The organism is Rhodovulum sp. 12E13 (assembly GCF_003340565.1).
Lineage (GTDB): Bacteria > Pseudomonadota > Alphaproteobacteria > Rhodobacterales > Rhodobacteraceae > HLUCCA09.
This window is the reverse complement of the sequence record NZ_QPLK01000002.1, coordinates 68082-94831: the sequence shown is the minus strand read 5'-3', so window position 1 is coordinate 94831 and position 26750 is coordinate 68082. Positions and strand designations below refer to the sequence as shown.

Sequence of the window (26750 nt, the reverse complement as noted above, 5' to 3'; positions counted from 1 at the left end):
GATGATCGGCGCGCGGCGGCCCGATACGCCGCTTCCGGGGTTGGAAGACATTGACGAACATATGACGCAAGCACGGATCGGCAGCCTCCCGCTCGCCCTCGCCCTCGCGCTGGGGGCGATCTTCGGTCTGGCCGGGTGTGGCGGCGGATCGACCGCCACGCCGGCCCGACTCGCGCCGGCCGACACAGGCGCCCCCCTCGGGATGCCGGGCGGCCCCGAGCCGGCGCGCGGCGGCGCGGCGACGGCGGGTTTCTCCTGCGCGCAGCGCCTGCTGGCAGATAGCCCCGTCATGGCCGAGCCGGCGCCGATCGCGCAAGGCTGGCGGCTGAAGCTGCGCGTCTGGTCGAGCCCGCCCGCGGGCTGGATCGAGAAAGGCAGCCTCGTGCATGACGGCGTGCGCCTCGCCTATCTGCCCGACGGCGCCACCCGTGGCCTCGCAGACGACGCCGTGCGCGCCGTGGTCGAACCGATCGTCGAGACCTGCCGCTAGGGGCGGCGCCCGGACACGCCGGGGGAGGATGCCTTGTCCCTGCCGGCGTGGGAGATATGGTCGGCCGCGCCCCAACTGGACGGATCGTCATGCGCCTCCTTCTGATCGCCGCGTCGCTTGCCGGGCTCACGGCCTGCGGCCCGCCCCCCGAGCGATTCGCGGCCCCGCTCGCACCCTCGGGCGAGCGCGTCGCGGTTGGCGCGCGCTCCATCGAGGTGCGGCAGGTCTCGCTGCCCTCTTATGCGCTCGACGAGGAGATATGGATCGAGACGGCGGAGGGCGCGCTCGTGCCGTCGGAGGGGCAGCTCTGGGCCGACGACCCGGTGCGCGGCATGACGCTGGAACTGGCCCGGCAGCTCGCCACGATCACCGGCGCGCGCGTCGCCTCCGAGCCGTGGCCCTTCGACGACCTGTCCGAGGCCCGGGTCGAGGTCCGGGCGGATCGCTTCGTCGCCGGCGCCGACGGCCGGTTTCACATCTCGGGCCAGTACTTCGCGATCGACAGCGAGCGCGGACGCGACCGGTCGGCCGAATTCGCGGTCTCTGCCCCGATCCCGCCCGAAAGCGGGCTGCCCGGGATCGCCGCCGCCCGCGCGGCCGCCGTGCGCGACCTGGCGCGGCTGATCGCGCGCGACGGGTTCTGAGCGACGGGCAGACGGCGCCACGGGGCAGACGGGCGCCACGGGGCAGACGGGCGCTAGGGCGAGGGCTGCTGGGCGCCAGGCAGGAGCGGCTCGACCGTCCCTCCTCCGCCGGCCGCGCGCCGGTCGGGCGGGGCGCAGGGGTGGGCGGGTGGGCGCCCCGCCCGACCGGGGCGCGGCCGGCCCCTCAATCGTAGCGCAGCTCGGTCGCCTTGCCGCGGAAGACCACGTAGGCCAGCACCGTGTAGGCCGCGATCATCGGCATCACCACGATCGCGCCCACGAGGATGATCATGAGCGACTCGGGCGCGCTTGCCGCCTCGAAGATCGTCAGTCGCTCCGGCACCACGTAGGGGTAGAACGAATACGCCATCCCGAAGAAGGCAAGTACGAAAAGGCCGGTCCCGCAGGAGAACGGCACCCAGGCCCCCCGGTCGTCGTCGGAGGGCAGGCGGCGCAGGGCCGCCCAGAGCGCGACCAGCAGCGCAGCCGACAGGAGCGGCAAGGGCGACAGCCACAGGATCTCGGGCCACGAGAACCACCGCTCGAAGATGCGCGCGCTCACCAGCGGCGAGGCGACCGAGATCGCCCCGATCCCCAGCAACAGCCCCCAGATGCCGCCCTGCGCCCATTCCACCGCCTTGTCCTGCAGCGCGCCCTCGGTCTTGCCGATCAGCCACGCCGCGCCGATGAAGCTGTAGCCCACCGTCAGGAACACCGCCGTCACCGCGGAGAAGGCGAGCGTGGCGAGCGTCACCTCGAGGCCCATGATGTACATGCCCAGCATGAAGCCCTGCGACAGCGAGGTCAGCGCCGAGCCCGCGAAAAAGGCCGCGTTCCACCCCCGCTTGTAACGCTCGGGCGCCTTGACGCGAAACTCGAAGGCGACGCCGCGCAGGATCAGCCCCACCAGCATCACCGCGACGGGCAGGTAGAGCGTCGTCAGGATCGCGCCGTGGGCGACGGGGAAGGCCACGAGCAGCAGGCCCACGGCCATGACCAGCCACGTCTCGTTCGCGTCCCAGAACGGGCCGATCGACGCGACCATGCGATCCTTCTCGGCCTCGTCGGCGAAGGGAAACAGCAGCCCCACCCCGAGGTCGAAGCCGTCGAGCACCACGTAGATGAGGATCGACAGCCCCATCAGCCCCGCGAAGGTGAGCGGCAGCCAGAGGGCCGGGTCGGCGAGAATCTCGGCCATCGCGCTCACTCCGCCGGAGTTGTCGCGCCGGGTCGCGCGCCCGTCTCGACCGCGCGCTCGACGGGGTCTGCCGTGCCCCCGCGAGTGGGCAGCGACTTGCCGTGGGTCGCGGTCCACGCGAGGTAGACCAGCACCGCCACGTAGGCCCCCGTGAGCACCGCATAGACGGCGAGATAGGCGACGAGCGTCGACAGAACCATTGGCGCGGGCACCTCGGCCACCGCCTGCGCGGTCGACAGCACGCCATGCACGAGCCAGGGCTGGCGGCCGATCTCGGTCGTGTACCAGCCGGCGAGCACGGCGAGCCAGCCCGACAGCGCCATCGCCACGAACGCGTAGAGCACCCAGCGCGGCAGCGCCTCGACGCTCCAGCGGGCGCCGTCGGGGCCCCGTCGACGGGCCATCAGCGCGACCGCGGTCCACGACAGCAAGAGCATGGCCACGCCCGTCGCCACCATGATGCGGAACGAGTAGAACACGGGCGCGACCGGCGGGTGGGTCACCGTGCCGTCCTCGGCCACGAACTCGTCTAGCGCGGGGATCGTGCCGTCCCAGCTATGGGTGAGGACGAGCGAGCCCAGATGCGGGATCTTGACCTCGTAATCGTTGTCGCGCGTCTCGGCGTTGGGCACCGCGAAGAGCACCAGCGGCACGCCCTCGCCGTCGGGGTATTGCTCCCAGTGGCCCTCCATCGCGGCGACCTTGGCGGGCTGATGCTCGAGCGTGTTCAGCCCGTGCATGTCGCCCACGAAGATCTGCACCGGGATGAGCACCGCCCCCATCACCGCGCCAAAGCGCAGCGTCGCCGCCACCGAGCGCGAACGGTCGCCGAAGAGCAGCCGCAGCGCCGAGATGCCGGCGATCAGGAAGGCGACCGTCAGGCCCGAGGCGAGCAGCATGTGGGCGAGGCGGTAGGGCATCGAGGGGTTGAAGATGATCGCGAGCCAGTCGGTCGCGTGCACCACGCCGTCGCGCAGCTCGAAGCCCGCGGGCGTGTGCATCCACGAGTTCAGCACGAGGATCCAGAAGGCCGACAGCGTGGTGCCGAAGGCCACGAGGAAGGTGGCGAAGGTGTGCAGCCAGCCGGGCACGCGGGAAAAGCCGAACAGCATGATCCCGAGGAACCCCGCTTCCAGGAAGAACGCCGTCAGCACCTCGTAAGCCAGGAGCGGCCCGGCCACGTTGCCCACCGTCTCCATGAAACCCGGCCAGTTGGTGCCGAACTGGAACGACATGGTGATGCCCGAGACGACGCCGAGCGCGAAGGACAGCGCGAAGACCTTCACCCAGAAGCGATACGCCTCCATCCACTTGAAATCGCCCGTCGCATTGTAGCGCAGCTTGAACCACAGGAGCACCCAGCCGAGCGCGATGGTGATCGTCGGGAACAGGATGTGGAACGAGATGTTCGCCCCGAACTGGATGCGTGACAGAAGCAGCGTGTCCATCGACCCTCCTCGCCCGGCCGGCGCCGGACAATCGCCGGCCAGGCCCTGCTGTCGCAGCAGGGTGGCCAACGTGCTGATACCCATGAAGCCCGGCCTGTTCGCGCGCCGAACCTGCCGGTGAGGTAGGGAGATTTGCCGTGCCGTCCAAACGATGCGCCGGGTCTGCGACATTATTGTCCGTCGGAGCGCATGCGCCGTCCTGTATCGCGCACCGTCGCCATGCGCCGCCGCGAACGGCAAGACGAAGGCGGCGGGCCCGGGCCCCCGAACGGCGCGAGGGGGGCGCACCGCTCACGCGGGGCGCGGCGCCTCGATCAGCCCGGCCAGGCGAAGCTCTGCGCCCTGCGCATCAGCGCCGCCACCGGCGGCGGGAACGGGCGGCCGCGCACCGAAGCGATACAGATCTCGCGGCTGAGCGACGGCTCGATCAGCGGGCGCTGCACGAGGCCCGGCAGCGTCACCGAGTATTCCGGCATGAAGGCGAAGCCGAGCCCGGCGAGCACCATGGCCTGCACCCAGTCTTCCCGCTCGGAGCGGAAGCGGGCGTAGAGATCCACACCTTGCTCGGCGCACGCCTCGGCAACGAGCGTGCGCATCTCGCAGCCGAGCCGGTCGACGTAGGGCTGACCGTTCAACGCCGAGAGGGACAGCGCGTCGCGCCCCCCCAGCGGATGGTTCGGCGGAAGGATCACCACATAGCGCTCGGAGTAGAGGGGCAGCAGGGCGAAGGCATCTTCCGTCTCGGCGAGGCGCGCGGTCACGGCAATGTCGATCTCGTCGTCGCGCAGCGCCTGCCGCAACTCGGCTTCCTTGCCCTCGGTCACGGCGAGCTCGACCCCCTCCTGCGCAGTGCCGAAGTCGCGCAGGAACCGTCCGAACCGGACATGCCCGATCGAGGCGAGCACACCGATCCGCACCGGCACGTCGTGCAGCAACTGGAAATTCTGCGCCAGCATGCGTGCCGCCTCGGCCTCGGCCGCGATCTGGCGCAGGTGGGGCAGCATGGAGCGGCCGAACTCGCTGACGAGGATTCGCCGGCCCTCGCGATGAAAGAGGGGCGAGCCGAGCTCCCGTTCCAGGGCCTTGATGCCCTTGGTCAGGGCGGGCTGGCTCACGTCGCACGAAGCGGCGGCCCGGGTGAAGTTCAGGTGATCCGCCGCCGCGATGACGTAGCGGACCTGATGCATTTCCATCGTTTCGTTCTCGTTCCCGATCCAGGGGGAAGATTCGGCCGAGAGGCCGGCGACCGCAACCCGCCAGATCGGACAGGTGGCGACTACTCGCCGAAGGGCACCCAGACCGTCTTGACCTCGGTCGCCGCGCGCAGAAACGAGCGACCCTCGGCCTGAGGCGCGTGCCAGTCGGTGCGCAGGCTCCACGTGCGCTTGATCGTATCGGCGGCCTTCTCCTCGATTGCCCGCGTCAGCGCAGGGTCGGCGAAGTTCCACACAGCGCCCACTGCCGCATGGGCGGCGAGCACGGGCGCGAGATCGGCGGGCGCGCCGGTGACGATGTTGACCACCCCGGCCGGCACGTCGGAGGTGTCGAGAACCTGGTAGAAGTCTGTCGCCGCGAGCGGAAACGGCTCGGACGGTATCAGCACCACGCGGTTGCCGGTGGCCACGGCCGGCCCCATCGCGGAGATCAGCCCCAGGAGCGGCGCCTCCGCCGGGCAGAGGGCCCCGATCACGCCGATGGGCTCGTTGAGCGCCAGCGCCAGGCCCCGCATCGGCACCCCCTTGGCGGCGCCGTCATGCTTGTCGGCCCAGGCGGCCCAGGTGAACAGGCGGCGGATGGCGGCTTCGACCTCTTTCGATCCGTCGTCGCCTCCGGTCATCGCGTCGATCCGGGCCGCGAACTCGCCCGTCCGGGCGGCGAGGTTCTCGGCGACGTAATAGAGGATCTGCGCGCGGCTGTGCCCCGTCATGCGTGACCAGGCTTCCGCCCTCTCGGCCGCGTCCACCGCGTTGCGGATGTCCTTGCGGTTGCCCACGCCCACATGGCCGAGCAGGTGGCCGCCCGCCGCCCGGATCGCGCGCGAGTATCCACCGTCGGGCCGGGCCTGCTTGCCGCCCACATACATCTTCGCGGTCCGGTCGATGCCGGGGGCGGCCTGCGGCGCGGCGAGAGCGGGCGCGGGGTGCGGGATGGGCAGCGGCGCCGGCCAGTCTTCGCGCAGGTAGGCCCCGAGCCCCTCCCACCCGCCTTCCCGGCCGAATCCGCTCTCGCGCACCCCGCCGAAGCCCGCCGCCGCGTCGAAGAAGTTGGTGCCGTTGACCCAGACGACGCCCGCCGCCAGCCTCGGCGCGACATCGAGCGCGAGGTTGACGTTCTCCGACCACACCGAGGCGGCGAGGCCGTAGCGCGTGTCGTTGGCCAGCGCCACGGCCTCGGACGGCGTGCGGAAGGTGGTGGACACGAGGACGGGGCCGAAGATCTCTTCCTGCATCAGTCGGGCCGAAGGGGCGAGGCCGGTCACCAGGGTCGGCGGGTAGTAGCAGCCCTCGGGAACCTGCACGGCGGCGTGATACACGTCGCCCTCGGCGCCGCCCGCGTCGACCATGCTGCGGATCGCGGCGAGCTGCACCGGATCGACCACCGCACCGAGGTCGATCGACTTGTCGAGCGGGTCGCCCATCCGCAGCCTGTCCATCCGCGCCTTGAGCTTGTGATGCAGCCGCTCCGCCACCCCTTCCTGCACCAGAAGGCGCGAGCCGGCGCAGCAGACCTGGCCCGCGTTGAACCAGATGGCGTCGACCAGCCCCTCGACGGCCGAGTCGAGATCGGCGTCGTCGAAGACGATGTAGGGCGACTTGCCGCCCAGCTCGAGCGTCAGCGCCTTGCCCGAGCCGGCCGTTGCCCGGCGGATCTCGCGGCCCACGGCGGTGGAGCCGGTGAAGGCGATCTTGTCGACCTCCGCGTGCACCAGCATCCGCCCCGCCGCGCCGTCGCCGGTGACGATGTTGACGACGCCCGGGGGAACGCCCGCCTCCTGGCAGACCTGCGCGAACAGCAGCGCGGTGAGCGAGGTGTATTCGGCGGGCTTCAGCACCACCGCGTTGCCGGTGGCGAGCGCAGGCGCGACCTTCCAGGCCAGCATCAGCAGCGGGAAGTTCCACGGCACGATCTGGCCGCAGACGCCATGCGCGCGGCGGTCGGGCAGCTCGGCCTCCATCAGCTGGGCCATGCCGGCATGGTAGTAGAAGTGGCGGATGGCCAGCGGCACGTCGATGTCGCGCGCCTCGCGGATCGGCTTGCCGTTGTCGAGCACCTCGAGGACGGAGAAGAGCCGCGCGTGCTTCTGCAGGAGGCGGGCGAGGGCGTAGAGCACCCGAGCGCGCGCAGGCCCCCCCTGCCCCTCCCATGCCGGCTGGGCGGCCCGAGCCGCCGCGACGGCCGCGTCGATGTCGGCCTGCGTTGCCTGCGTCAGCCGCGCCAGCACGTCCCCCGTGGCCGGGTTGCGGCTGTCGAACCCCTCGCCCGGCTCGGTCCACAAGCCACCGATGAAATGCCCGAAGGCGCCCCCTGCCTCCTCGATCCACGCCAGCGCCGCCTCGGCGCTCTCGGGCGCGGGGCCGTATTCCATCGTCTCGAGGATCTCTTGAACGGTCATCGGGCTTCTTCTTGCTTCAAATATCCACGATCCGGCGCGCGCCGCCGGGCGCGACCGCCGGGGTGTCAGGCCATCGGTTGATGCCACGACACCGAGTAGGCGCCGGTCAGGTGGTGTTCGAGCTGCCGCTCGATGTCGCCCAGCAGCGAGGAGGCGCCGAAGCGGAACAGGTCGGGCGAGAGCCACCGGTCGCCCAGCTCCTCCTTCACCAGCGCGAGGTACATCAGCGCGTCCTTCGCGGTCGAGATGCCGCCCGCGGGCTTGTAGCCGACGCGGGCGCCGGTCAGCTCGTGGTAGTCGCGGATCGCGCGTAGCATCACCAGGGTCACCGGCAGGGTGGCGTTGACGCTCTCCTTGCCGGTCGAGGTCTTTATGAAGTCGGCGCCGGCCATCATGCAGACGAGGCTCGCCCGCGCGACGTTGCGCAGGCTGCCCAGCTCGCCCGTCGCGAGGATCGCCTTGACATGGGCGGGCCCGCAGGCGGCGCGGAACTCGGCCACCTCGTCGTAAAGCGCCTGCCAGTCGCCGGTCAGCACGTGGCGGCGCGAGATCACGATGTCGATCTCCTCGGCGCCGGCCGCCACGCTCTCGCTGATCTCGGCCACGCGCAGGCGGTAGGGCGACAGGCCCGCGGGGAACCCGGTCGAGACGGCGGCAACGGGGATGCCCGAGCCCTTCAGCGCCGCGACGGCCGTCGGCACCATCGCGTGGTAGACGCAGACGGCGCCGGTGGTGACACCCTCCACCCCGAGCGCCTCGGCGATGTCGTGGCGCAGGGGCCGCCGCGCCTTGGCGCAGAGGCGGCGGACGCGGCCGGGCGTGTCGTCGCCCGACAGCGTGGTGAGGTCGATGCACTGGATCGCGCGCACGAGCCACGCCGCCTGCCAGTCCTTCTTGATCGAGCGGCGGCCGGGCAGCGCCGCGCAGCGCCGCTCGATGGCCGAGGTATTGGCCTGCACGCGCATCACGCGGTCGAGGTCGAGCGGCATGCCGGGGTTGCGCGGCGCGCTCACCTGCGGCAGCGCGTGGCCGCCCTGCCTGCCGTCGCCCTCGCTCCGGGCCGTGGTCGTGGTGTCGCCGTCCATTCGGGCCTCCCTCGTGCGCACGGTCTCACTTGTGCGGCGGGCCGGCAAGCGCGCAGGTGCCCAGAGCCCGCTCGAGGATCGCGGCCGTCGAGGCGTCGCGGGGGCCGATATCGCCGGGCTTCAGCCGGCCGTATCCCTTCCAGTCGGTGGTGATGCCGCGGCAGTGCCAGTAGCCCATGTCGCGCCTCGGCCGCAGGCCGACGGGGAGCGCCGTGTCGGGGCGGTGCACGTCCCACCCCGCCCAGCGCAGCGGGCCGTCCGGGCGGATGCAGTATTTCGTCGGGCACGGCCACTCGCCGGTGCGGGTGTGGACATGCTGGGCGTGGATGAAGGGCGGCGCGGTGCGGGGCGGCGGCTGGCGCCATTCGCCGGCGAAGGAGACGAGGCCGAGCGGGCTCTTCACCGCGGCGTCGAAGACCGAGCCGCCGTGCGCCCATACCAGCTCGTCGATGTCGACGTTGAGCACCGCACGGGCGCGGCGGAGGAAGCGCAGCCGCGCGAGATTGAGCATCGCGGGCTGCAGGAACTTCGCCCCTCCCTTGCCCGACTTGCCGCGCGTGGGCCCATAGGGCTGGGGGACGACCAGCACGACCGCGCGTTCGAGCCCGGTCGGCGCGAGCGCGTCGAGGATCGCATCGGGCGGGTAGTCGGAGGCGTTGTCCATCACCAGCATCGCCTGCAGCCCGTGCTCCGCGACGTGAAAGCGCGCCCAGTCGGCCAGCCATTCCGGGCGGTTGTCGCGGCTGATGTGGAGCGAGGCGTTGAGCCCGGCGAAATGCCCTGCCGCGTCGTCGCTGATCGCGCAGTCTGCCTGCCAGTCGCGCAGCGCGAGCGACAGCCGCTCTGCCCGCTTCGGCGCGGCGAGCGTCGCGATCTCGTGGCGGCGCGAGCGCCTGACGCGCGGGGGCCGCAGCCTCTGCCCGTCGGCCTCGACCGTGTCGAGCAGGGGGCGCAGATCGTAGAGGCGCGGGCAGACGAGGTGCACCACGCCGCCGATCCGCACCGCGTCGTACCACAGCGTGTCGAAGTCGTAGGCCGCACCGAAGCCGGGGGCGCGGTGCTCCTCCGGCACGCGGATCGGGCGGGCACGGCCCGAGCCGGCGAGGCTCAGGCTCGCCATCCGGGCGACGTGGAAATCGGGCGGCGCGGGCATGACGCCCGCCTCCTGCCCCAAGCCGGGCCGCTTGTGAAGCCTACTCGGCCGCGCGGGCGAGGCCGCCCGGCCCCTCGGGCGGGCGGGCGAGCCTGGCCCAGGCGTCGTACTGGCTGAGAAAGACCTCGCCCGTCAGGTGCTCGAGGAAGTGCGAGCGCTTGAGGCGGTCCATCACCGGGCCCTTCACCTCAGACAGGTGCAGCCTGAGCCCCATGTCCTGCAGCCGCGACGCGATCGCCTCGAGGCTTTCGAGCGCGGAGAGATCCACCTCGTTGACGGCCGAGAACTGCAGGACGACGTCGCGGATCTGGTCGTCGCGCGTGACCCGGTCGAGGATGTAGTCCTCCATGAAGCGGGCGTTGGCGAAGTAGAGCGACTCGTCGATCCTGAGCGTCAGCAGGTTCGGCGCGGTCTCGACCCGGTGGCGGCGGATGTTGCGGAAGTGCTGGGTGCCGGGCACCAGCCCTACCTCGGCCACGTGAGGGCGCGACGTCTTGTAGAGATAGAGCAGGATCGACAGGGCCACGCCCGCCGATACGCCCGCCTCGACGCCGAATCCGAGGGTGAGCGCGATCGTCGCGGCGACGGCGACGAAATCGGCCTTGGAGTAGCCCCAGGCGGTCTTGAGGATCGAGAAGTCGACGAGACTGAGCACGGCGACGATGATCGTCGCGGCAAGCGTCGCCGTGGGCAGGAAGTAGAGCAGCGGCGTGAGGAACATCGCCGCGAGCAGGATGCCGATGGCGGTGAAGGCGCCGGCGGCCGGCGTCGCGGCGCCCGCGTCGAAGTTGACGACCGAGCGGGCGAAGCCGCCCGTCACCGGATAGCCGCCCGAGACCGAGGCCGCGACGTTGGAGGCGCCCAGCCCGATCAGCTCCTGGTCGGGGACGATGCGCTGACGCTTCTTGGCGGCCAGGGTCTGCGCGACGGAGACCGATTCGACGAAGCCGATGATCGAGATCAGCACCGCCGAGCCGATCAGCGCGCCCCAGAGCTCGAGGTCGAACGAGGGCAGGGTCGCGGGCGGCAGACCGCGGGGGACGTCGCCAACGATCGACAGGCCGCGGTCGGCCAGGCCGAGGCCCCACGCGACGAGCGTGGTGACGACCACCGCAGCCACCGGGCCGGCCTTGGTGAGGATGTCGGCGAGCCGCGGCGGGAGGCCCCAGCCCAGCAGCAGCGGCTTCAGACCCTTGCGCACCCAGAACAGGAACGCGGTCGCCGCCACGCCGATGCCCAGCGCCCAGAAATTCGTCTCGGGCAGGTGCGCCCAGAGCGAGGACAGCAGGTCCGGCAGGGTGTGGCCGTGGGCGGTGACGCCGAGGATGTGCTTGAGCTGGGACGTGGCGATGAGGATGCCCGAGGCGGTGATGAAGCCCGCGATCACCGGGTGCGACAGGAAGTTGGCGACGAAGCCCAGCCGCAGGAAGCCCATCGCCATCAGGAACACGCCCGACAGGAAGGCGAGCGTGATCGCCGCGAGCGCCATCGCGCGCGGGTCGGTGAGCCCGAGATTGCCGATGGCGGCGGCCGTCATCAGCGAGACGACGGCGACGGGGCCCACGGCGAGCGCGCGGGAGGTGCCGAAGACCGCGTAGCCCACCAGCGGCAGGATCGAGGCGTAGAGCCCCATCTCGGCCGGCAGGCCCGCGAGCAGCGCGTAGGCCAGCGATTGCGGGATCAGCATGATCGTGACGATCACGGCGGCGAGGCCGTCGGCCTCGAACGTGCGCCTGTCATAGGCGGCGCCCCAGTCGAGGATCGGCAGATAGCGGCGGAGGGCGGGCGGAATCATTCGGATCGGTCTCTGGCAGGGCCGGCAGGACCGGGGGGCCAGCCCCCCGGACCCCCCGGGATACTTGGAGCAAGAAGAAGCGCACGGGGCGGCGTAGAGGGGCGCGCGTGACGCTCTTTCGGGCGGCGCCTCCGCCGGGGCGGGGACGCCATGGGGCGGTGGCCGCCCTCAGGCAGCGCGGCGGGTCACTCGGCCGGCTCGGCCGCGCGGACCTTTTCCGGCTTGATCATCCATTCGCGGCCCTTGAGCATCGCCTTCCAGTAGACCGGCGGCAGGATCTGCTCCTTGAGGATCCAGGCGGCCCGGGAGGGATGCGTGTCGTCGATGAACCAGCTGGGGAAGGACGGCAGGCGCGTGCCGCCGTAACCGAACTCGGCCAGCACGATCTTGCCGCGCTCGACGGTGAGCGGGCAGGACCCGTAGCCGTTGTAGGCGGCCACGGGGCTGCGGCCGCGGATGTCGGCAACCACGTTCTCGGCGACGATGGGGGCCTGCATGCGGGCGGCGGCGGCCGTCTTGGCGTTGGGGGCGTTGGTGACGTCGCCCAGCGCCCAGATGTTGTCGTAGGTCTTGTGCCGCAGCGTCGTCTGGTCGACATCGACCCAGCCGGCCGCATCGGCCAGCGGCGAGACGCGGATGAAGTCGGGCGCCACCTGCGGGGGCACGACATGGATCATGTCGAAGTCGGCCTCGACGGTGCGGGGCTCGGCGTCAGGCTCGGCCACCTCGAACCACGCCTTCTTCGCACGCCCGTCGATGGCCGTGAGGTTGTGGTGGAAGTTGAGGGTGGCGTCGTACTTGCGCACGTATTTCATCAGCGCCGGCACGTAGTCCTTCACGCCGAAGAGAACGCCGCCGGCATTCATGAAGTCGATCGAGATGTTCTTGAGCCGGCCGCTGCGGAGCCAGTGGTCGGCCGACATGTACATGGCCTTCTGGGGCGCGCCGGCGCACTTGATGGGCATGGGGGGCTGGGTGAAGAGGGCGCGGCCCTTCTTCATCTCGCGCACCAGCTGCCAGGTATAGGGCGCGAGATCGTAGCGGTAGTTCGACGTGACCCCGTTCTTGCCGAGCGTCTGGACGAGCCCCTCGACCTTGTTCCACGCGAGTTTCAGGCCCGGGCACACGATCAGGCGGCGGTATTTCACCACGCGGCAGCCATCGAGGATCACAGCATTGTTCTGCGGCTCGAAGGCGGCCACGGCGGATTTCAGCCAGTGCACGCCCTGAGGGATCAGAGCGCCCATCGGCCGGGCGGTGGTGGCGGGGTCGAAGATGCCGGCGCCGACCATCGTCCAGCCGGGCTGGTAGTAGTGGATGTCTGCGGGGTCGATCACGGCGACCGACAGGCCCGGCTTGCGCGCCTTGAGCGAGGCGGCGGTGGCGATGCCGGCCGCGCCGCCGCCCACGATCACCACGTCGTAGCTCGCGTCGGCCTCGTCGGTGGGCGTGCGGCCGCCGTTGGCGATGCGGCGGGCGACGCCGTTCATATCGTAGCCTGCCGCCTGCGTCGCGGCGAGGATGTCGGGCAGCGGGCGGGAATCGGCCTCGGCGAGCGACCAGAGCGTGGCCGAGCGGGTGCCGGTGCGGCAATAGGCGAGCACCGGGCCGGGCAGCGTGGTGAGCGCGGCACCGAAGGCGGTGGCGTCCTCGTCGCGGACGCGGCCGGCGACGACCGGGATGTAGGCGGCCTTCATCCCGTGCCTCTCTGCCTCGGCCTCGATCTCCTCGAAGGTGGGCTGGTCGGCGCCCTCGCCGTCGGGGCGGTTGCAGACGATGGCGCGGAAACCCGCGCGGGCGGCCTCGGCCACGTCCTGCGGGGTGATCTGGGGGGCGACGGAGATCTCGTCGGTGATCCTGCGGGCGTCCATGTGCGCGTCTCCTCCGATGGGGCGGGCTGTCTCCTGCGCCCGGCCTGAACAGGGGCCGGGGCCGCCGCGCGGGCGGCCCCGGTCACGTCGGTCGGCTCAGAGCTTGTTGACGGGGACCTTGAGCATCATGTTGCCGTCGCCGTCGCGGGGCACCTCGCCGGCGCGCATGTTGACCTGCAGCGACGGCAGGATCAGGCGCGGCATGGCGAGTTGCGCGTCACGCTCGGTGCGGAACTTGACGAACTCGTCCTTCGTCTTGCCGCCGCCGACATGGATGTTGTTCGCCTTCTCCTCGGCCACGGTGGTCTCCCACGCGATCTCGCGGCCGCCGGGGCCGTAGTCGTGGCACATGAACAGGCGCGTCTCGTCGGGCAGCGCCAGCACCTTCTGGATCGAGTCGTACAGATCCTCGGCCGAGCCGCCCGGGAAGTCGGCGCGCGCCGAGCCGCCGTCGGGCATGAACAGCGTGTCGCCCACGAAGGCCGCGTCGCCCATGACGTGCACCATGCAGGCCGGCGTGTGGCCCGGCGTGTGCATCACGAAGACGTCCATCTCGCCGACGGTATAGGTGTCGCCGTCCTTCAGCAGCTTGTCGAACTGCGAGCCGTCGCGCTGGAACTCGGTGCCCTCGTTGAAGATCTTGCCGAACGTGTCCTGCACGATCAGGATGTTCTCGCCGATGGCGATCCTGCCGCCGAGCTTGTCCTGGATGTAGGGCGCGGCCGACAGGTGGTCGGCGTGCACGTGGGTCTCGATGATCCACTCGAGCTTGAGATCGTGGCTCTGGATGTAGGCAATGATCTCGTCGGCGGAATCGTAGGTGATCCGGCCGGCGGCGTAGTCGATGTCGAGCACCGAATCGACCACGGCGCAGGCGTTGGTGGCCGGGTCCTTGACCACGTAGCTGATGGTGTTGGTGGCCTCGTCGAAGAAGGCCGTCACCTCGGGTTTGACCTGGGTGTCCACGGGGTAGTCGAACATCTGTTTCTCCTCCGGTCAGGCGCGGGCCGGCTGGGCCGGGCCTGTCATGTTCTGGGCGTATCGGGCAGCCGCCATGCCGGCGACGAGCGAGACGACGAACGCGATCACGTTGAGGTTGCCGGTGCCGAGGGCGGGCAATGCGCCGCCCGGGCAGAAGCCCGAGATGCCCCAGCCGATGCCGAAGACCGCCGAGCCCCCGATCAGGCGCGCGTCGAGGTCGGTCTTCGTCGGCAGGTGAAAGGTGCCCTCCATCAGGGGTGCCGGCCGTTTCAGCACGAAGCGGTAGCCGATGAAGGTGGTGACCAGCGCGCCGCCCATCACGAAGATCAGCGACGGATCCCATGTGCCGGCCACGTCGAAGAAGTTGAGCACCTTGGCGGGGTTGGCCATGCCCGAGATCGAGATGCCGATCCCGAAGACGAGGCCGATCAGGTAGAGGACGATCAGGCGCATGTCAGCCTCCCAGAACGTGGCGGACGACGTAGACGGTGATCCCGGTCGTCAGCATGAAGGTGAGCGTGGCGACGATCGAGCGGGTCGAAAGCCGCGCCATGCCGCAGACGCCGTGCCCCGAGGTGCAGCCGGCGCCGAACGTCACGCCGATGCCCACGAGCACGCCGCCGAGCACCATGGCCAGCGTCGAGACCGGCACCTCGATGGTGGGGAAGCTGCCGGTGAGCGCGAGCAGCACCAGCGGCCCGGTGGCCATGCCGGCGAGCAGCGCGATCCGCCAGTCGCGGCCCTGCGGGCCCCAGATGGCGCCCGACAGGATGCCGGTCGCGCCCATCACCCGGCCCGAGACGAGCATCAGGAGCGTCGCCGCGAGGCCGATCAGGATACCGCCGCCCAGCGAGGCGAAGGGGGTGAAGGCCGTCTCCATCACTTCACCTGACAGGTATTCATGCCGAGCAGGCGATAGGCCGGGCAGAAGCGCATGGCCGAGGTGCCGAGCATCACCAGGCCGACCACGGCGGCGATGACGGTGCCGGCGGTGCCCCACCCGGCGGTGAAGGCGGCGACCAGCAGTATGACGCCCAGCGCGGCGCGGGCGATCCGGTCGATGTTTCCGACATTGGCTTGCATGGGGTGAATCCTTTCGACGATTCGGTGTGTCTGCCCGCTGTCTACAGGGCCGGGCGGCGGCACTCTGTGACCTAGTCACCAAGACGGGGAAGCCCGGCCGCGCGGCCCTCCGAGCCTGCGCGCCATCTCCCCCGTGCGCACGAGCATGCAGGAAAAATTCGCTTCCGTGAATGTGACATTCGCCCTCAGGGGGCTCCTGCGGCCCGGGGCGGGCGGCCCCGGCCCGCGCGCGAACGGAGGGCGCGCACGGCGCGGCGTGGCCCGCCCCCCTTGGCTTGACTTCGCCGCCCGCGCGCGGTTTGGGGGCGCCAGACTGCGCCACGCCGCCCAAGGAGCCTGCCGATGCACGCCTATCGCAGCATGACCTGCGCCGACCTCACCCGCGAGAACGTGGGCGAGACGGTCCGCCTTGCCGGATGGGTCCACCGCGTGCGCGACCACGGCGGCGTGCTGTTCATCGACCTGCGCGACCATTACGGCGTGACTCAGGTGCTGGCCGACCCGGATTCGCCCGTCTTCGCCGAGGTCGAGAAGGTCCGCGCCGAATGGTGCATCCGCATCGACGGCGAGGTGAAGGCGCGCGACCCCGATCTGGTGAACCCACGCATCAACACCGGCGAGATCGAGGTGTTCATCCGCGACATCGAGATGCTGGGCGCGGCCGAGGAGCTGCCGCTGCAGGTGTTCGGCGAGCAGGAATACCCCGAGGAGACGCGCCTGCGCTACCGCTACCTCGACCTGCGGCGCGAGCACATGCAGCGCAACATGACGCTCCGCTCCGACGTGGTGGCGTCGCTGCGCAAGCGGATGTGGGGGATCGGATTCCGCGAATACCAGACGCCGATCATCACCGCCTCGAGCCCCGAGGGCGCGCGCGACTTCCTCGTGCCGTCGCGGCTGCATCCGGGCCGGTTCTACGCGCTGCCGCAGGCGCCGCAGCAGTTCAAGCAGCTCCTGATGGTGTCGGGCTTCGACAGGTACTTCCAGATCGCGCCCTGCTTCCGCGACGAGGACCCGCGCGCCGACCGCTCGCCGACCGACTTCTACCAGCTCGACATGGAGATGAGCTTCGTCACGCAGGACGACGTGTTCGACACGATCCAGCCGGTCATCGAGGGGCTGTTCGAGGAGTTCGGCGGCACCGCGACGGTCGACAAGGTGTGGCCGCGCATCCCCTTCGCCGACGCGATGCTGCATTACGGCACCGACAAGCCGGACCTGCGCAACCCGATCCGGATGCAGGTCGTCTCCGACCATTTCCGCGGCTCGGGCTTCGCCATCTTCGCCAGGCTGCTCGAGAACGAGGGCACCGAGATCCGCGCGATCCCCGCGCCGGGCGGCGGCAGCCGCAAGTTCTGCGACCGGATGAATTCCTTTGCCCAGCAGCAGGGCCTGCCGGGGATGGGCTACATCTTCTGGCGCGAATGTCAGGCGCCAAACAAAACCGCGGAAACGCTCAATGAATGGCTTGCGGACCGCACCGTGGACGAGGAACGACTTAACGAGCTTGTTCAAGGTCCAGCCGCCGAAGGAGAAGGCTTTGAACGCTTCAACAAGATCGTTGATCTGATCAGGTCCGGAGATCCTCTGGACATCCAGATAGCTTCCGACCTTCGGCGTGTCTTTTTCCCGACCACTGGCGAAATGGAACCGTCAGGCCCGCTGGCCAAGAACATCGGCCCCGAGCGGACCGAGGCGATCCGCCAGCAGCTCGGCCTCGGCAAGGGCGATGCGGCGTTTTTCCTCGGTGGGCGGCCGCACGAGTTCGAGGGCGTGGCCGCAAAGGCGCGCAACGTGATCGGTGACGAGCTCGGCCTGACCGAGCACGACCGCTTCGCCTTTGCCTGGGTCGTCGATTTCCCCATGTACGAGAAGGACGACGAGGGGCGCGTCGACTTCTCTCACAACCCGTTCTCGATGCCCCAGGGCGGGCTCGAGGCGCTCGAGGGCGACCCGCTCGCGGTCAAGGGCTTCCAGTACGATCTGGCGTGCAACGGCTACGAGATCGTGTCGGGTGCCATCCGCAACCATCGCCCCGACATCATGTTCAAGGCGTTCGCCGTCGCGGGCTACAGCGAGGACGAGGTGCGCACCCGGTTCGGCGGCCTGCTCAACGCCTTCCGCTTCGGCGCCCCGCCGCACGGCGGCTGCGCGGCCGGCATCGACCGGATCGTGATGCTGCTCGCGGGCGAGGTGAACATCCGCGAGGTCATCCTCTTCCCGATGAACCAGCGGGCGGAAGACCTGATGATGGGCGCGCCTTCGGCCCCCACGAACCAGCAGCTGCGCGAGCTCTCGCTGCGCGTCGTCGAACCCGACTGACCGTCGTGCCGGGCTGACCGTCTAGCCGGGCTGACCGTCGAGCCTGGCTGGGCCGCCGCCGGGGCGTCGGCTCAGATCGCGCGCCTCTCCGAGAGCCGCTCCTGCACGACGCGGGCGAGCTGGCCGCGCGCATCGTCGGCGCAGCGGCCCTCGGCCCGCGTCGCGGCGAGCCGCTGCGCCGCCTCGGCCAGCGGCGCGTCGCGGGCGGCGCGGGCGACCGAGGCCACGAACTGCGCGGCATACCCGTCGTCAAGCGTGCCCGCGGCCAACCCCTCGGCCGCATGTTCGAGGTCGTCCTTCAGGGCAAAGGTATCGGGGCGAACCTCGCCGCTCTCGAGCGCGCGCAGGCCCGCAGGGCGGGCCTCGCCCGGCAGGTGGGCGAGGATCGCCTCCTGGAAGGCGCCGAGGCTCGCGACCGGCTTTTCGAGGAAGCCCTGGGCGCCGGCCTGCATCGCCTCGCCCCGCCGGGCGGCGTCGCCGCTGACGGCCAGCACGATGGGGCGGGCGACGGTGCCGCGAGCGATCTCGCCGATCAGATCCAGCCCGCAGCCGTCGGGCAGGCCGAGATCGACGAGCGCCACGCTGGGCCGATAGACGGCGAGATGCCGCCGGGCCGAGGCGAGACAGTCGGCGCGTCGAAGCCGCGCCCCCGAGCGCATGGCCAGCAGGCGCAGCGCCTCGCAGGCGAAGCGGCTGTCCTCCACGGCGAGGATGGTGAGGCCCATCAGTGGCTGCGCCGCGGTCGGCCTGCGGGTAAGCGTGAGGCGCGTCAGATCGTCCGGCATCGCTGTCGTCCCCCTGGCGAGTCGAAGGTCTGCCAGAATTTAACGACCGACGGGGCTAACGATCGGTAAATGCCAGTGCAGAAACGCGCCCCTTGCGCCGGGGCCTTGCAATTCCGATAACCGCCGGCGCCAGAGAGGGAGACCCGCATGATCGGCCGCCTGAACCATGTCGCCATTGCCGTGCCCGATCTCGAGGCCGCGGCAGAGCAGTATCGCGGCGCGCTCGGCGCGCAGGTCGGCCCCCCGCAGGACGAGCCCGACCACGGCGTGACGGTGATCTTCATCGAGCTGCCCAACACCAAGATCGAGCTGCTCCATCCGCTGGGCGCGGACAGCCCGATCAAGGGGTTCCTCGAGAAGAACCCGGCGGGCGGCATTCACCATGTCTGCTACGAGGTCGAGGACATCCTCGCGGCCCGTGACCACCTGAAGGAGACGGGCGCGCGCGTGCTGGGCGACGGCGAGCCGAAGATCGGCGCGCACGGCAAGCCGGTGCTGTTCCTCCACCCCAAGGACTTCGCCGGGACTCTGGTGGAACTGGAGCAGGTCTAGTGCAGATCACCTCGGCCCTCGTCCTGCTCGCGGTCATCTGGTTCATGGTGCTGTTCGTCGTTCTGCCGCTCAACCTGCGCACGCAGAGCGAGGAGGGCAGCGTGGTGCCGGGAACGCCCGGCTCCGCCCCGGTCGACCCTCAGCTCAGGCGCAAGGCCAGGATCGTCACGCTCGTCAGCCTGCCGATCTGGGTGGTGGCCTGCACGGTCATCATCACCGGCGTCATCACGGTCGAGGATTTCGACCTGTTCCGCCGCTTCGGCCCGCAGGACGCGACACCCGATCGCTACTAGGGCCGCGTGCCCTGCCCCGGCCGCTCCCACGCATGGAACAGGTGGGTGAAGGTCGCCGCGCCGAGGATCGGGATCACGAGGTTCACGAGCGGGATCGACAGCGGCGCGGCCATCAGCGTGCCGGCGAGCCAGATGCGCCCGCGGTGGCGCTTGCGGGCGGCGATGGCGCCCTGCCGCCCGAGCCGCCGCATGGCGACGAGCTGGAAGTATTCCCGCCCCAGCAGGAAGCCGTTGACCGCCCAGAACAGCAACGGCGCAAACGGCCCGACCACGAAGTAGAGGGCGAGCGCCACGAGGTTCACCGCCACCAGAAGCCCGAAGAAACCGACCGAGTCGCGCAGGGCATCGGACCACGGCAGCCGCGGCACGGGCGGAAGGTGCGGGTAGTAGCGGCCCTCGACCGCCGCCGCGACATCCTCGAGGAACAGCCCCGTGAACGCCGAGGCGACCGGCACCATCAAAAAGACCGACAGCACCAGCATAAGGATGATCGAGCCGACCGACAGAAGGTCGTCGACCCACGCGATCTCGCGCCCGCCGGGGAGGGTGATCGTCTCGGGCAGCACCCAGTCGAGCAACCACAGGAACACGCCGTAGACGGAAAAGAGCAGCGCGACCGTCAGCCCGATGCCGAGAAGCAGCACCCGCAAGAAGCGCCGGTCGGTCGCCTGGGCCAGCGCGCGGCCGAAGGCCGTCAGGATCACGCCTCGACCCATGTCACCAGCGCGTCGAGATCGGGCCGCGGCCGCTCGGGCGGCGCGGCGGTCTCGGTGCCGATATGCACGATGCCCGCCACGCTCTCGCGTTCGGTCAGGCCGAGCGCGCCCTCGACGAAGCCGCGGTCGTGCATCGCCCATCCTGTCAGCCAGTTGGCGCCCCAGCCGGCGGCGAGCGCGGCGATCAGCAGGCCGTAGCACGCGGCGCCGGCCGACAGGAGCTGCTCGACATCGGGGATCTTGTCGGAGGGTTTCGGGCTCGCCACCACCACGACCGCGAGATGAGCCTCGGTGAACTGCCGCTCCATCCTGGCGATCTTCTCTTCCTCGATGCCCACCATGTGCCCGTGCGGCGCGACCGAGGCCGCGAGCCGCTCGAGCGCGGGTCGTTCGAGCACGAGAAAGCGCCACGGCTCCAGCTTGCCGTGGTCGGGCGTGCGGGCCGCGATGGCGAGCAGGTCGCGCACCTCGTCGAGGCCGGGAACGGGCGGCGACAGCGTCTTGGCCGGTCGCGAGCGGCGGCGGCGCAGGAAGTCGAGGGTCTCGGGCGATTGCTGTGTCATCTGGCTCCCCCTTGTCCGGTGCTATCCCGCCCGGCGCGCGCCGACAAGCGGATGGTCCGGCGCACCGCGTGGGCGCACGGCGACCGCCCCGCCGGAATCGGGGCCGGTCATCGACGCGCGGCCCCTGTCGCATCCGGTGCGACATGCGCCAGGCCCCGCCCCGGTGCGGCACAAGGCTCGCAGATGCCGACGGGCGGCCGCGCGCCGCACGCCCCGGGGCGGAGACGTCGGCCACATGCCATGTCAGGAGGACGAAAATGGCGGGAGTGGGAGTGGCCGTAGCGGGCCTGGAATTCGTACTGGCGGTCGTGGGGCTGGGGAGCGATGCCCAGACCTCTGCCAAGCTGGAGGAGATGGACAGCAAGCTGGACGATATAGATGCCGGTATCGGCACCGTGAGCTCGCAGATCCTGCAGAGCGCCGTGTCGGAGGCGCGCACGGCACGCCAGCAGCTCGACAATTTCGCGGTGCTCGACACATCCGACCCCGGCGTTCGAGAGCGCGAGCGCGACCAGATCGTCGACCGCGCCGACGGGGCGCTCAACGACGTCCTCGCGCAGGCCGATGCGCGCCTGTCGGCCGGTGCAAGCTACGAAACCGTCATGGAGACGCTGGGCGCCGTCAGCTTCGCGCTGGGCGTGCGGTTCAAGGTGGGGCTCGAGCTCGAGGCGGGGCTGCTCGGCGCCCTCGGGGTCCGCGAGCAGGTGACGACGGCCAGCGATCTGTTCGAGGCGGCAGAAGGCCTGCTGCGCAGCGCGATCTACCGCGAGCAGGACAACGCAGTCGCCGCGCTCCCCCCGCTCCCGTTTCCGACCCTTGGTCTCGCCCCCGGCTATTACCAGGAGACGTGGAAGAGCCTGAACACCGGCAATTCCGAGACCTTCCGGATCGAGCAGAAATTCTTCGAACCCAACACGGTCTTCCTCGCACGGCTCGCCATCGAACGCGGCCAGGCCCGGTCGGAGGCCCGCGACGACCTCTACCGCGAGGACCTGCGCGACCTGAAATATCTCGATGTCGTCGGGACAACCAACCAGTTGGAGCGGCTCGCCTCCGGCGAGAACATTCTCGGCGACTCGAGCGGCAATCGACTGGAACCGGGCAGCTTCGGCAACGATCTCCTTGTCGGGCTCGGCGGCGACGACATGCTCGACGGCGGCCGCGGCAACGACGCGCTGCGCGGCGACAGCGGCAACGACCACCTCGACGGCGGCTTCGGGACCGACGTACTGATGGGCGGGCCGGGCAACGACTTCATCGACGGCGGCGAGAACTTCGATATCGCCCGCTTCCTGGGCCGGAAGCAGGATTACGAGATCAGCGGCTCGACCCTGAACGCCCGGATCGAGGGCCCAGAGGGCATCGACGTGCTCGCCAATGTCGAGAGCCTGCTGTTCGATGACGGCGAGTTTCTTCTGCCCGAAGCCGACCCGGCTCGCGAGGTGTCCTACGAGAAGATGGTCGCGTTCCTCTATGGCTGCGCCTTCGACCGCGACCCTGACATCGGCGGCCTGAACTACTGGATCGACCAGTACGAGTCGGGCATGTCGATCTTCCAGATCGCCAAGTTCATGACCAACGAGGAGGGTGGCGAGTTCGAGCAGCTCTACGGGCCGATCGAGAGCCTGCCGGCCGACCAGTATGTCCGCCAACTCTACCTGAACACGCTCGATCGCGTGCCGGACTCGGGCGGCTTCGACTACTGGGTGGACGCGATCGTCAACAAGGGCGTGCCCCGCGAAGACCTCGTCTTCCACTTCTCGAAGAGCCAGGAATACCGCGAGGCCAACGACGACCTGGTCGATACGCTGTTCGAGGCCGTTCCGGGCACCTGGGAATATGTCGCCTGATGCGGGGGCGACGAACCACGGTGGGCGCCACGTCTCCGGAGCAGGGCCCCGACGCCGCCCCGCCCTCGCGGCGCGCCGATCCCGGGCGAGCCGACCGCGCGCACCTTGGCACCATCCACGCCTGCGCCCGCGCCTTCAGCGTGCAACCTCTTCCTGTGGTGCCGGTGAAGGGACTCGAACCCCCGACCCACGCATTACGAATGCGTTGCTCTACCAGCTGAGCTACACCGGCCTCGCGGGCGTCTTAGCCACTGTTGGCACCGACTGCAAATCCCTTCCGCAGCCGAGCGGCCGATTTTTGCCCCGCCCGTCGGGCGAGGACCGCCAGCGCACGACAGCCCCGTTGACAGCGCCTGCAGACGCGTCAGGCGCGGGCGGTTTCCGCTTCCTTCGACGGGGTCGCCCCGTCACCGTCTTCCGCCCTGGCGCCGGGCATGTCGACCACATCGGCCTCGGGCGCGGCGTCGGGCGCCGGGGCCGGGGCGCCCACGATCAGCGGCAGCATCTCGGCGCCGGTGGGCGAAGCGGTGGTCTCGGGCACGGTCGGGCGGCGCCACGACAGGGTGTCGAACGCGCCGCAATTGCTGCAGGTCGGCCCCCATTCGGCAGCGATGGCCTGGCACTTGTCGCAGACCCATTGCGGACCGCGCGGCGCCGTGACCGCACGGGCGAGCCAGCCGCGCACGACGGCCTCGTCGGCGCCCTCGCCCCGCTCGATCGCGGCCATGATGGCGAGCGTGCGAGTCGTCGGGTCCTCGCTGGCGAGGTCGCCCATGGCACGGCGGGCGGCGGGGAAATCCTCGGCAGCGATAAGAAGCTCGGCGCGCAGCATCTTCGATTCGGGGTGATCGGGCTTGAGCCGAAGAAGCTGCTCGAAGCGCTTGAGACGATCCCTCGGCCCCTCGCCGGCCTCGATCTCGGCGAAGGCGGTGGCCAGCTCGGGATGGGGCTGCGACTCCCACGCCTTCTTGATGACGCGGGCAGCGTAGCGCGCCTTGTCCTGCTCGATGTAGGCGCGCGCGGCCATGGCCGCGGCAGGCACGAGATCGGGCGAGAGACGCGCGGCCTCGATCGCGGCCTCGCGCGCCTGGATCGAGTTGCCCTCGGCCAGCACCTCCTTGGCCTGGCTGACGGCGAGCACCGCATCGCGGCGCCGGTGCACGTCGCGCGGCATGCCGCCATGCTTGAGCTTGGCGCCGAGCGTCTGGCGCGCGCCCTTCCAGTCGTGCTTCTCCGCCTGCAGCTTCAGGAGCGTGTCCTGCACGCCCTCGTTGCGGGGCCTGAGCGCGAAGGCCTTCTGCGCGAGTGCAAGGGCGGTGTCGGTATCGCCCTCGTCGAGCTTCTGGCCGAGGATGCCGCGAATGCCGACGAACCGCGTCTTGTCGCTCTTGAGAAGCGTCTTGTAGGCCGCCTCGGCACGCTTGCGGTCGCCCACCATCTCGCTGGCCTGCGCCGTGACGAGTGCCGTCACCTCGGGCTTTCTGAGATATTTCTCGGCCTTGGCGGCCTTGGCCATCGCCTGCCGCCCCTCGCCGGACGACAGCGCCAGCAGAGCTTCCGACAGCGCCTGGTAGCCCTTCCGCTCGCGGTTGCGGCTGAAATAGCGCGACACGGCGGTCTCGTCGCCGTTGAGGAAGTGAAGGAACGCGACCAGAAGGCCCGCGAGCTTGAACACACCCCAGATGACCGCAAGGCCCACAAGCGCGGCGATGACCGCTTGCAGAGGACCGAGGTTGAACTCGAGCGTGCCGACGGCGAGGCGCACGCCGGGGCCTGTCTCCATCAGCAGGTTGGCGCCCATGGTGAGGGCCGCCACGAGCGCCACGAAAAACAGGATCTTGATGAGTGACCAGAGCATGGGCGGTTCCTCAGTTGGTCGCGAGCGACGCCGCGAGTTGATCGGCCGCGTCCGTCGCCTCGGCTCGGGTGCGGGCGCGGTCGATCCAGCCCTGCATCGCGGCGAGCGCCGGTTCGGGCAGGGCCTGAAGTTCCTCGACCGCGGTCGAGAGATCGCCGTTCTGCGCGGCGGCCTGGGCGCGGCTGAGGATCGCGTCGGCGCTGTCGCCTTCGCGCGGCTCGAGCGAGCGGACGCCGAGCTGCGACTGCAGGAAGGTCAGCGCGCGGTCGCCCGGATCGTCGCCGGCATTGGCGCGGCGCGCGGCGTCGAGCGCCTCGCGTGCAGCGCCGGGGAAGTCGGCCTGCAGCGCGGCGAGCGTCGGCACGCCCGCGTCGGCCACGGCGGAGAGCGCGGCGGGGATCTCCATGTCCGACAGCTCCGCGAGCGGCTCGGCGAAGGGTTGGCCGGCATCGAGCGCTGCCTGCACGTCGACGAGGGCCTGCTGGCGTGCGGCCATCGCGGCCCGCTCCGCCGCAGCCTGCGCCTCGGCCTCGGCCGCGGCGCGCGCCTCGGCGGTGGCGGCCGCGGCCTCCTCGATCAGGCGCTGATTCTCCTCGGTCTGGCGCTGCACCTCGGCCCGCAGCGCCTCGACCTCGCGGCCGTAGGACTCGAGGGCGGCGACCACGGCGGGGTCGGTCGCATCCTCGAGCGGCGCGCGCTCGGCCTCCTCGATCCGGGTGGCGAGTTCGTCGTCGGTCGTCTGAAGCGCAGCGATCCGCGACGACAGGTCGTCGAGCCGGGCGGAGAGGTCGCTCTCGAGCGCGGCGACCCGCTCGGACAGGGCCGAGAGGTCGGCCTGCGAGGGCGCGCCCTCGAGCGCTCCGATCGCCTCGTCGAGGCGGCCGGCCATCGTCTCCATCTCGTCCGACTGTTCGGCGAGACGGGCCTCGACCGGCTCCAGCGACATGACGGGGCGCATCGCGTCGGGCAGGACGTAGGGCGCGGCGAAGGCGGCGCCGGCCACCGCGATCACACCGCCGAGAAAGCCGGGTATGACACCGCCGCGGCGCTCGACCACGACCTTTTCGCCGGCCGGCGCCTCGGCCGCGGCGGTTGCAGGAGCGGCCGCCTCGGAGGCAACCGGCTCGGGCTCCGGCGGTGGCGACTCGGCCGCGTCGCCGGCAGTGCCGGGGGTCTCACCGGCGTCCTGCCCCCCGGTTCGGGGATCGTGGCTCACGGCCCGCAAGCCCGTCTCCGCCCCCGTCTCCGCCGGTGCATCTTCGGCCTCGTGGGGCCGGTCGGCCCCGTCGGACGCGTCGGCGGCGCGCGCGGCTTCGCCCTCCTCCTGCGTGGTCTCGTCGTGGGCGCGGGCATCGGGCGTGTCAGGGAGGTCGGGCGCATCGGACCCGCCCATCACGGCTGGCTCCTCGGCGGCAAGCTCGTCTGGCTTTGCCTCTGCCCCCGCCGTATCGCCGTCGGTGTGCGAGGGTTCCTCGCCCGTCTCGGCCTCGGTCGACGCGGCATCGTCTCGGGTGTCGTCGTCGGGGCGCTTGCGCGCATCCTCGCCCGCGCCCGGGGGGGCATCCTCCGGCTTGTTCGGCTCGGTCACGAAACGGCCCCCCTGTCCTGCTGCGAATCTTCCCACGGGAGCCGGGCGGCCCCGCCGGACGCAACCTTATCCCGCCGGTATCGGAGCCTCAAGCGCCGGGCGCTGCGGCGAGAAGGCTGGATATGGCGTCGATCATCGCCTCCGACCCGGGCCGCGATGCGGTCGCCAGCGCCATCGGGGTGGGTCCGGCCCAGCCCCGCGCCACGGCGGACGACAACGCGGCAAGCAGCAGCGGCGCCTCCGCGCCCTCTGCCATCGCCCCGGCAAGCGCGGCGCTTCGCGGCGAGAAGAGCGGCAGCAGCACCGGGCGCGGCCCGCCAAGGGCGGCCAACGCCTCGGCCGTTGGCGGCACGGGCGCCTGATCGTAGATCACCGACCGGCGCGCGGTCAGACCGGCGGCGGCCAGCCGCTCGACGAGCTCGCCGCGCTGATGCGCGCCCGCGAGGTGCACGATCTCGCCCGCCGGCCGCTCGGCGAGAAGCATCGCCACCAGCGCGTCGGCGTCGCCCCCCGCGGCCACCGCGTCGAACCCGGCCGCCTGCGCCGCCTCGGCCGTGCGGCTGCCGACGCACCACGCGCGCCGCCCCGCGGGCGCCAGCCGCGCGGCGGCGATGGCCACCGCATTCTCCGAGGTAAAGGCGAGCGCGGCCTCCGCGGAGACTCGTGGAAACGACCCGGACGGCACGATGTCGAGCAGAGGGGAGATCACGGCCGCGGCAAAGGGGCCGGTCGCCGCCTCGAGCTCGGCGGCGAAGCGAATCGCTGCCGGGCGGGGCCGGGTCAGCAGGAGCGTGATGTCGATCGGGGTCACGTGCAGGCGCCCAGGGCTTGACTGGCTGCCCGACCTAAGCCACCGCCTCGC

General features: G+C 70.8%; 24 protein-coding genes and 1 tRNA gene. 6 read left to right on the top strand and 19 right to left on the bottom strand.

Translation table 11 applies throughout. The annotated features are described in order from the left end of the window. Nucleotides 1-61 precede the first annotated feature (61 nt). Both DLJ49_RS02120 and DLJ49_RS02115 read left to right on the top strand, forming a co-directional pair. Entirely contained in the window at nucleotides 62-490 is a 429-nt protein-coding gene (locus DLJ49_RS02120) for a hypothetical protein (RefSeq protein WP_115391873.1), read from the top strand. A gap of 89 nt (nucleotides 491-579) precedes the next feature. Next, on the top strand, nucleotides 580-1134 hold the full coding sequence (locus DLJ49_RS02115; protein ID WP_115391872.1) for a PqiC family protein: 555 nt from the start codon (nucleotides 580-582) through the stop codon (nucleotides 1132-1134). A gap of 184 nt (nucleotides 1135-1318) precedes the next feature. On the opposite strand, the gene DLJ49_RS02110 is transcribed toward DLJ49_RS02115, so the two are convergent. From DLJ49_RS02110 to DLJ49_RS02055, 12 genes are all read right to left on the bottom strand, one after another. Next, nucleotides 1319-2332: a cytochrome d ubiquinol oxidase subunit II gene (locus DLJ49_RS02110; RefSeq protein ID WP_115391871.1), complete on the bottom strand. Its 1014-nt coding sequence runs from the start codon at nucleotides 2330-2332 to the stop codon at nucleotides 1319-1321. 5 nt (nucleotides 2333-2337) lie between these two features. Then, on the bottom strand, nucleotides 2338-3780 hold the full coding sequence (locus DLJ49_RS02105; RefSeq protein WP_115391870.1) for a cytochrome ubiquinol oxidase subunit I: 1443 nt from the start codon (nucleotides 3778-3780) through the stop codon (nucleotides 2338-2340). A gap of 314 nt (nucleotides 3781-4094) precedes the next feature. Continuing rightward, nucleotides 4095-4973, bottom strand: coding sequence for a LysR family transcriptional regulator (locus DLJ49_RS02100; RefSeq protein WP_115391869.1), 879 nt, complete (start codon nucleotides 4971-4973; stop codon nucleotides 4095-4097). 83 nt (nucleotides 4974-5056) lie between these two features. After that, complete coding sequence (locus DLJ49_RS02095) at nucleotides 5057-7393, bottom strand: aldehyde dehydrogenase family protein (protein WP_115391868.1); 2337 nt, start codon at nucleotides 7391-7393, stop codon at nucleotides 5057-5059. Between the two features lie 65 nt (nucleotides 7394-7458). After that, entirely contained in the window at nucleotides 7459-8478 is a 1020-nt protein-coding gene (deoC, locus tag DLJ49_RS02090) for a deoxyribose-phosphate aldolase (RefSeq protein WP_115391867.1), read from the bottom strand. 25 nt (nucleotides 8479-8503) lie between these two features. Next, nucleotides 8504-9631: a hypothetical protein gene (locus tag DLJ49_RS02085; RefSeq protein ID WP_115391866.1), complete on the bottom strand. Its 1128-nt coding sequence runs from the start codon at nucleotides 9629-9631 to the stop codon at nucleotides 8504-8506. Between the two features lie 40 nt (nucleotides 9632-9671). Beyond that, nucleotides 9672-11426: a SulP family inorganic anion transporter gene (locus tag DLJ49_RS02080; protein ID WP_115391865.1), complete on the bottom strand. Its 1755-nt coding sequence runs from the start codon at nucleotides 11424-11426 to the stop codon at nucleotides 9672-9674. Between the two features lie 185 nt (nucleotides 11427-11611). Next, entirely contained in the window at nucleotides 11612-13297 is a 1686-nt protein-coding gene (locus tag DLJ49_RS02075) for a bifunctional protein tyrosine phosphatase family protein/NAD(P)/FAD-dependent oxidoreductase (protein WP_115391864.1), read from the bottom strand. 96 nt (nucleotides 13298-13393) lie between these two features. Further along, the gene (locus DLJ49_RS02070; RefSeq protein WP_115391863.1) at nucleotides 13394-14278 is read right to left on the bottom strand and encodes an MBL fold metallo-hydrolase; all 885 of its coding nucleotides are present in this window, start codon (nucleotides 14276-14278) and stop codon (nucleotides 13394-13396) included. 15 nt (nucleotides 14279-14293) lie between these two features. Further along, entirely contained in the window at nucleotides 14294-14731 is a 438-nt protein-coding gene (locus DLJ49_RS02065) for a DUF6691 family protein (protein WP_115391862.1), read from the bottom strand. A gap of 1 nt (nucleotide 14732) precedes the next feature. Continuing rightward, the gene (locus tag DLJ49_RS02060; RefSeq protein WP_115391861.1) at nucleotides 14733-15158 is read right to left on the bottom strand and encodes a YeeE/YedE family protein; all 426 of its coding nucleotides are present in this window, start codon (nucleotides 15156-15158) and stop codon (nucleotides 14733-14735) included. Continuing rightward, nucleotides 15158-15361 (bottom strand): YgaP family membrane protein, encoded by a 204-nt coding sequence (locus DLJ49_RS02055; RefSeq protein WP_115391860.1) that lies wholly within the window; start codon nucleotides 15359-15361, stop codon nucleotides 15158-15160. Before DLJ49_RS02055 ends, DLJ49_RS02060 begins: the two co-directional genes overlap by 1 nt. A 342-nt stretch (nucleotides 15362-15703) precedes the next feature. Between DLJ49_RS02055 and aspS the strand changes: the two genes are divergently transcribed. Then, nucleotides 15704-17683 carry an aspartate--tRNA ligase gene (gene aspS, locus DLJ49_RS02050; RefSeq protein ID WP_115391859.1) on the top strand — a complete coding sequence of 660 codons (1980 nt, stop codon included), beginning with the start codon at nucleotides 15704-15706 and terminating at the stop codon, nucleotides 17681-17683. A gap of 71 nt (nucleotides 17684-17754) precedes the next feature. Here aspS and DLJ49_RS02045 read toward each other — a convergent pair whose 3' ends face one another. Further along, nucleotides 17755-18468, bottom strand: a complete 714-nt coding sequence (locus DLJ49_RS02045) for a response regulator (protein WP_115391858.1) — start codon at nucleotides 18466-18468, stop codon at nucleotides 17755-17757. 147 nt (nucleotides 18469-18615) lie between these two features. Here DLJ49_RS02045 and mce point away from each other — a divergent pair, with 147 nt between their 5' ends. Both mce and DLJ49_RS02035 read left to right on the top strand, forming a co-directional pair. After that, entirely contained in the window at nucleotides 18616-19020 is a 405-nt protein-coding gene (mce, locus tag DLJ49_RS02040) for a methylmalonyl-CoA epimerase (RefSeq protein ID WP_115391857.1), read from the top strand. Continuing rightward, a complete protein-coding gene (locus tag DLJ49_RS02035; RefSeq protein WP_115391856.1) occupies nucleotides 19020-19313 on the top strand; it encodes a DUF1467 family protein in 294 nt (97 codons plus the stop codon). The genes mce and DLJ49_RS02035 overlap by 1 nt, the downstream gene beginning before the upstream one ends. Here the strand turns inward: DLJ49_RS02035 and DLJ49_RS02030 are convergent. Both DLJ49_RS02030 and DLJ49_RS02025 read right to left on the bottom strand, forming a co-directional pair. Next, on the bottom strand, nucleotides 19310-20014 hold the full coding sequence (locus tag DLJ49_RS02030; protein WP_199533281.1) for an EI24 domain-containing protein: 705 nt from the start codon (nucleotides 20012-20014) through the stop codon (nucleotides 19310-19312). The two genes, DLJ49_RS02035 and DLJ49_RS02030, sit on opposite strands and share 4 nt — an antisense overlap. Continuing rightward, nucleotides 20014-20592, bottom strand: coding sequence for a nitroreductase family protein (locus DLJ49_RS02025; protein WP_115391854.1), 579 nt, complete (start codon nucleotides 20590-20592; stop codon nucleotides 20014-20016). Before DLJ49_RS02025 ends, DLJ49_RS02030 begins: the two co-directional genes overlap by 1 nt. 257 nt (nucleotides 20593-20849) lie before the next feature. Here DLJ49_RS02025 and DLJ49_RS02020 point away from each other — a divergent pair, with 257 nt between their 5' ends. Then, entirely contained in the window at nucleotides 20850-22442 is a 1593-nt protein-coding gene (locus DLJ49_RS02020; protein WP_115391853.1) for a DUF4214 domain-containing protein, read from the top strand. Nucleotides 22443-22598: 156 nt separating this feature from the next. Here the strand turns inward: DLJ49_RS02020 and DLJ49_RS02015 are convergent. The 4 genes from DLJ49_RS02015 to DLJ49_RS02000 all read right to left on the bottom strand — a co-directional run bounded on the left by DLJ49_RS02015 (nucleotide 22599) and on the right by DLJ49_RS02000 (nucleotide 26699). After that, nucleotides 22599-22674, bottom strand: a tRNA-Thr gene (locus tag DLJ49_RS02015). A gap of 132 nt (nucleotides 22675-22806) precedes the next feature. After that, entirely contained in the window at nucleotides 22807-24300 is a 1494-nt protein-coding gene (locus DLJ49_RS02010; protein WP_115391852.1) for a heme biosynthesis protein HemY, read from the bottom strand. A 10-nt stretch (nucleotides 24301-24310) separates the two neighbouring features. Then, nucleotides 24311-25888: a COG4223 family protein gene (locus tag DLJ49_RS02005; protein ID WP_115391851.1), complete on the bottom strand. Its 1578-nt coding sequence runs from the start codon at nucleotides 25886-25888 to the stop codon at nucleotides 24311-24313. 88 nt (nucleotides 25889-25976) lie between these two features. Further along, nucleotides 25977-26699 (bottom strand): uroporphyrinogen-III synthase, encoded by a 723-nt coding sequence (locus DLJ49_RS02000; RefSeq protein ID WP_158547376.1) that lies wholly within the window; start codon nucleotides 26697-26699, stop codon nucleotides 25977-25979. Between the last annotated feature and the right edge of the window lie 51 nt (nucleotides 26700-26750).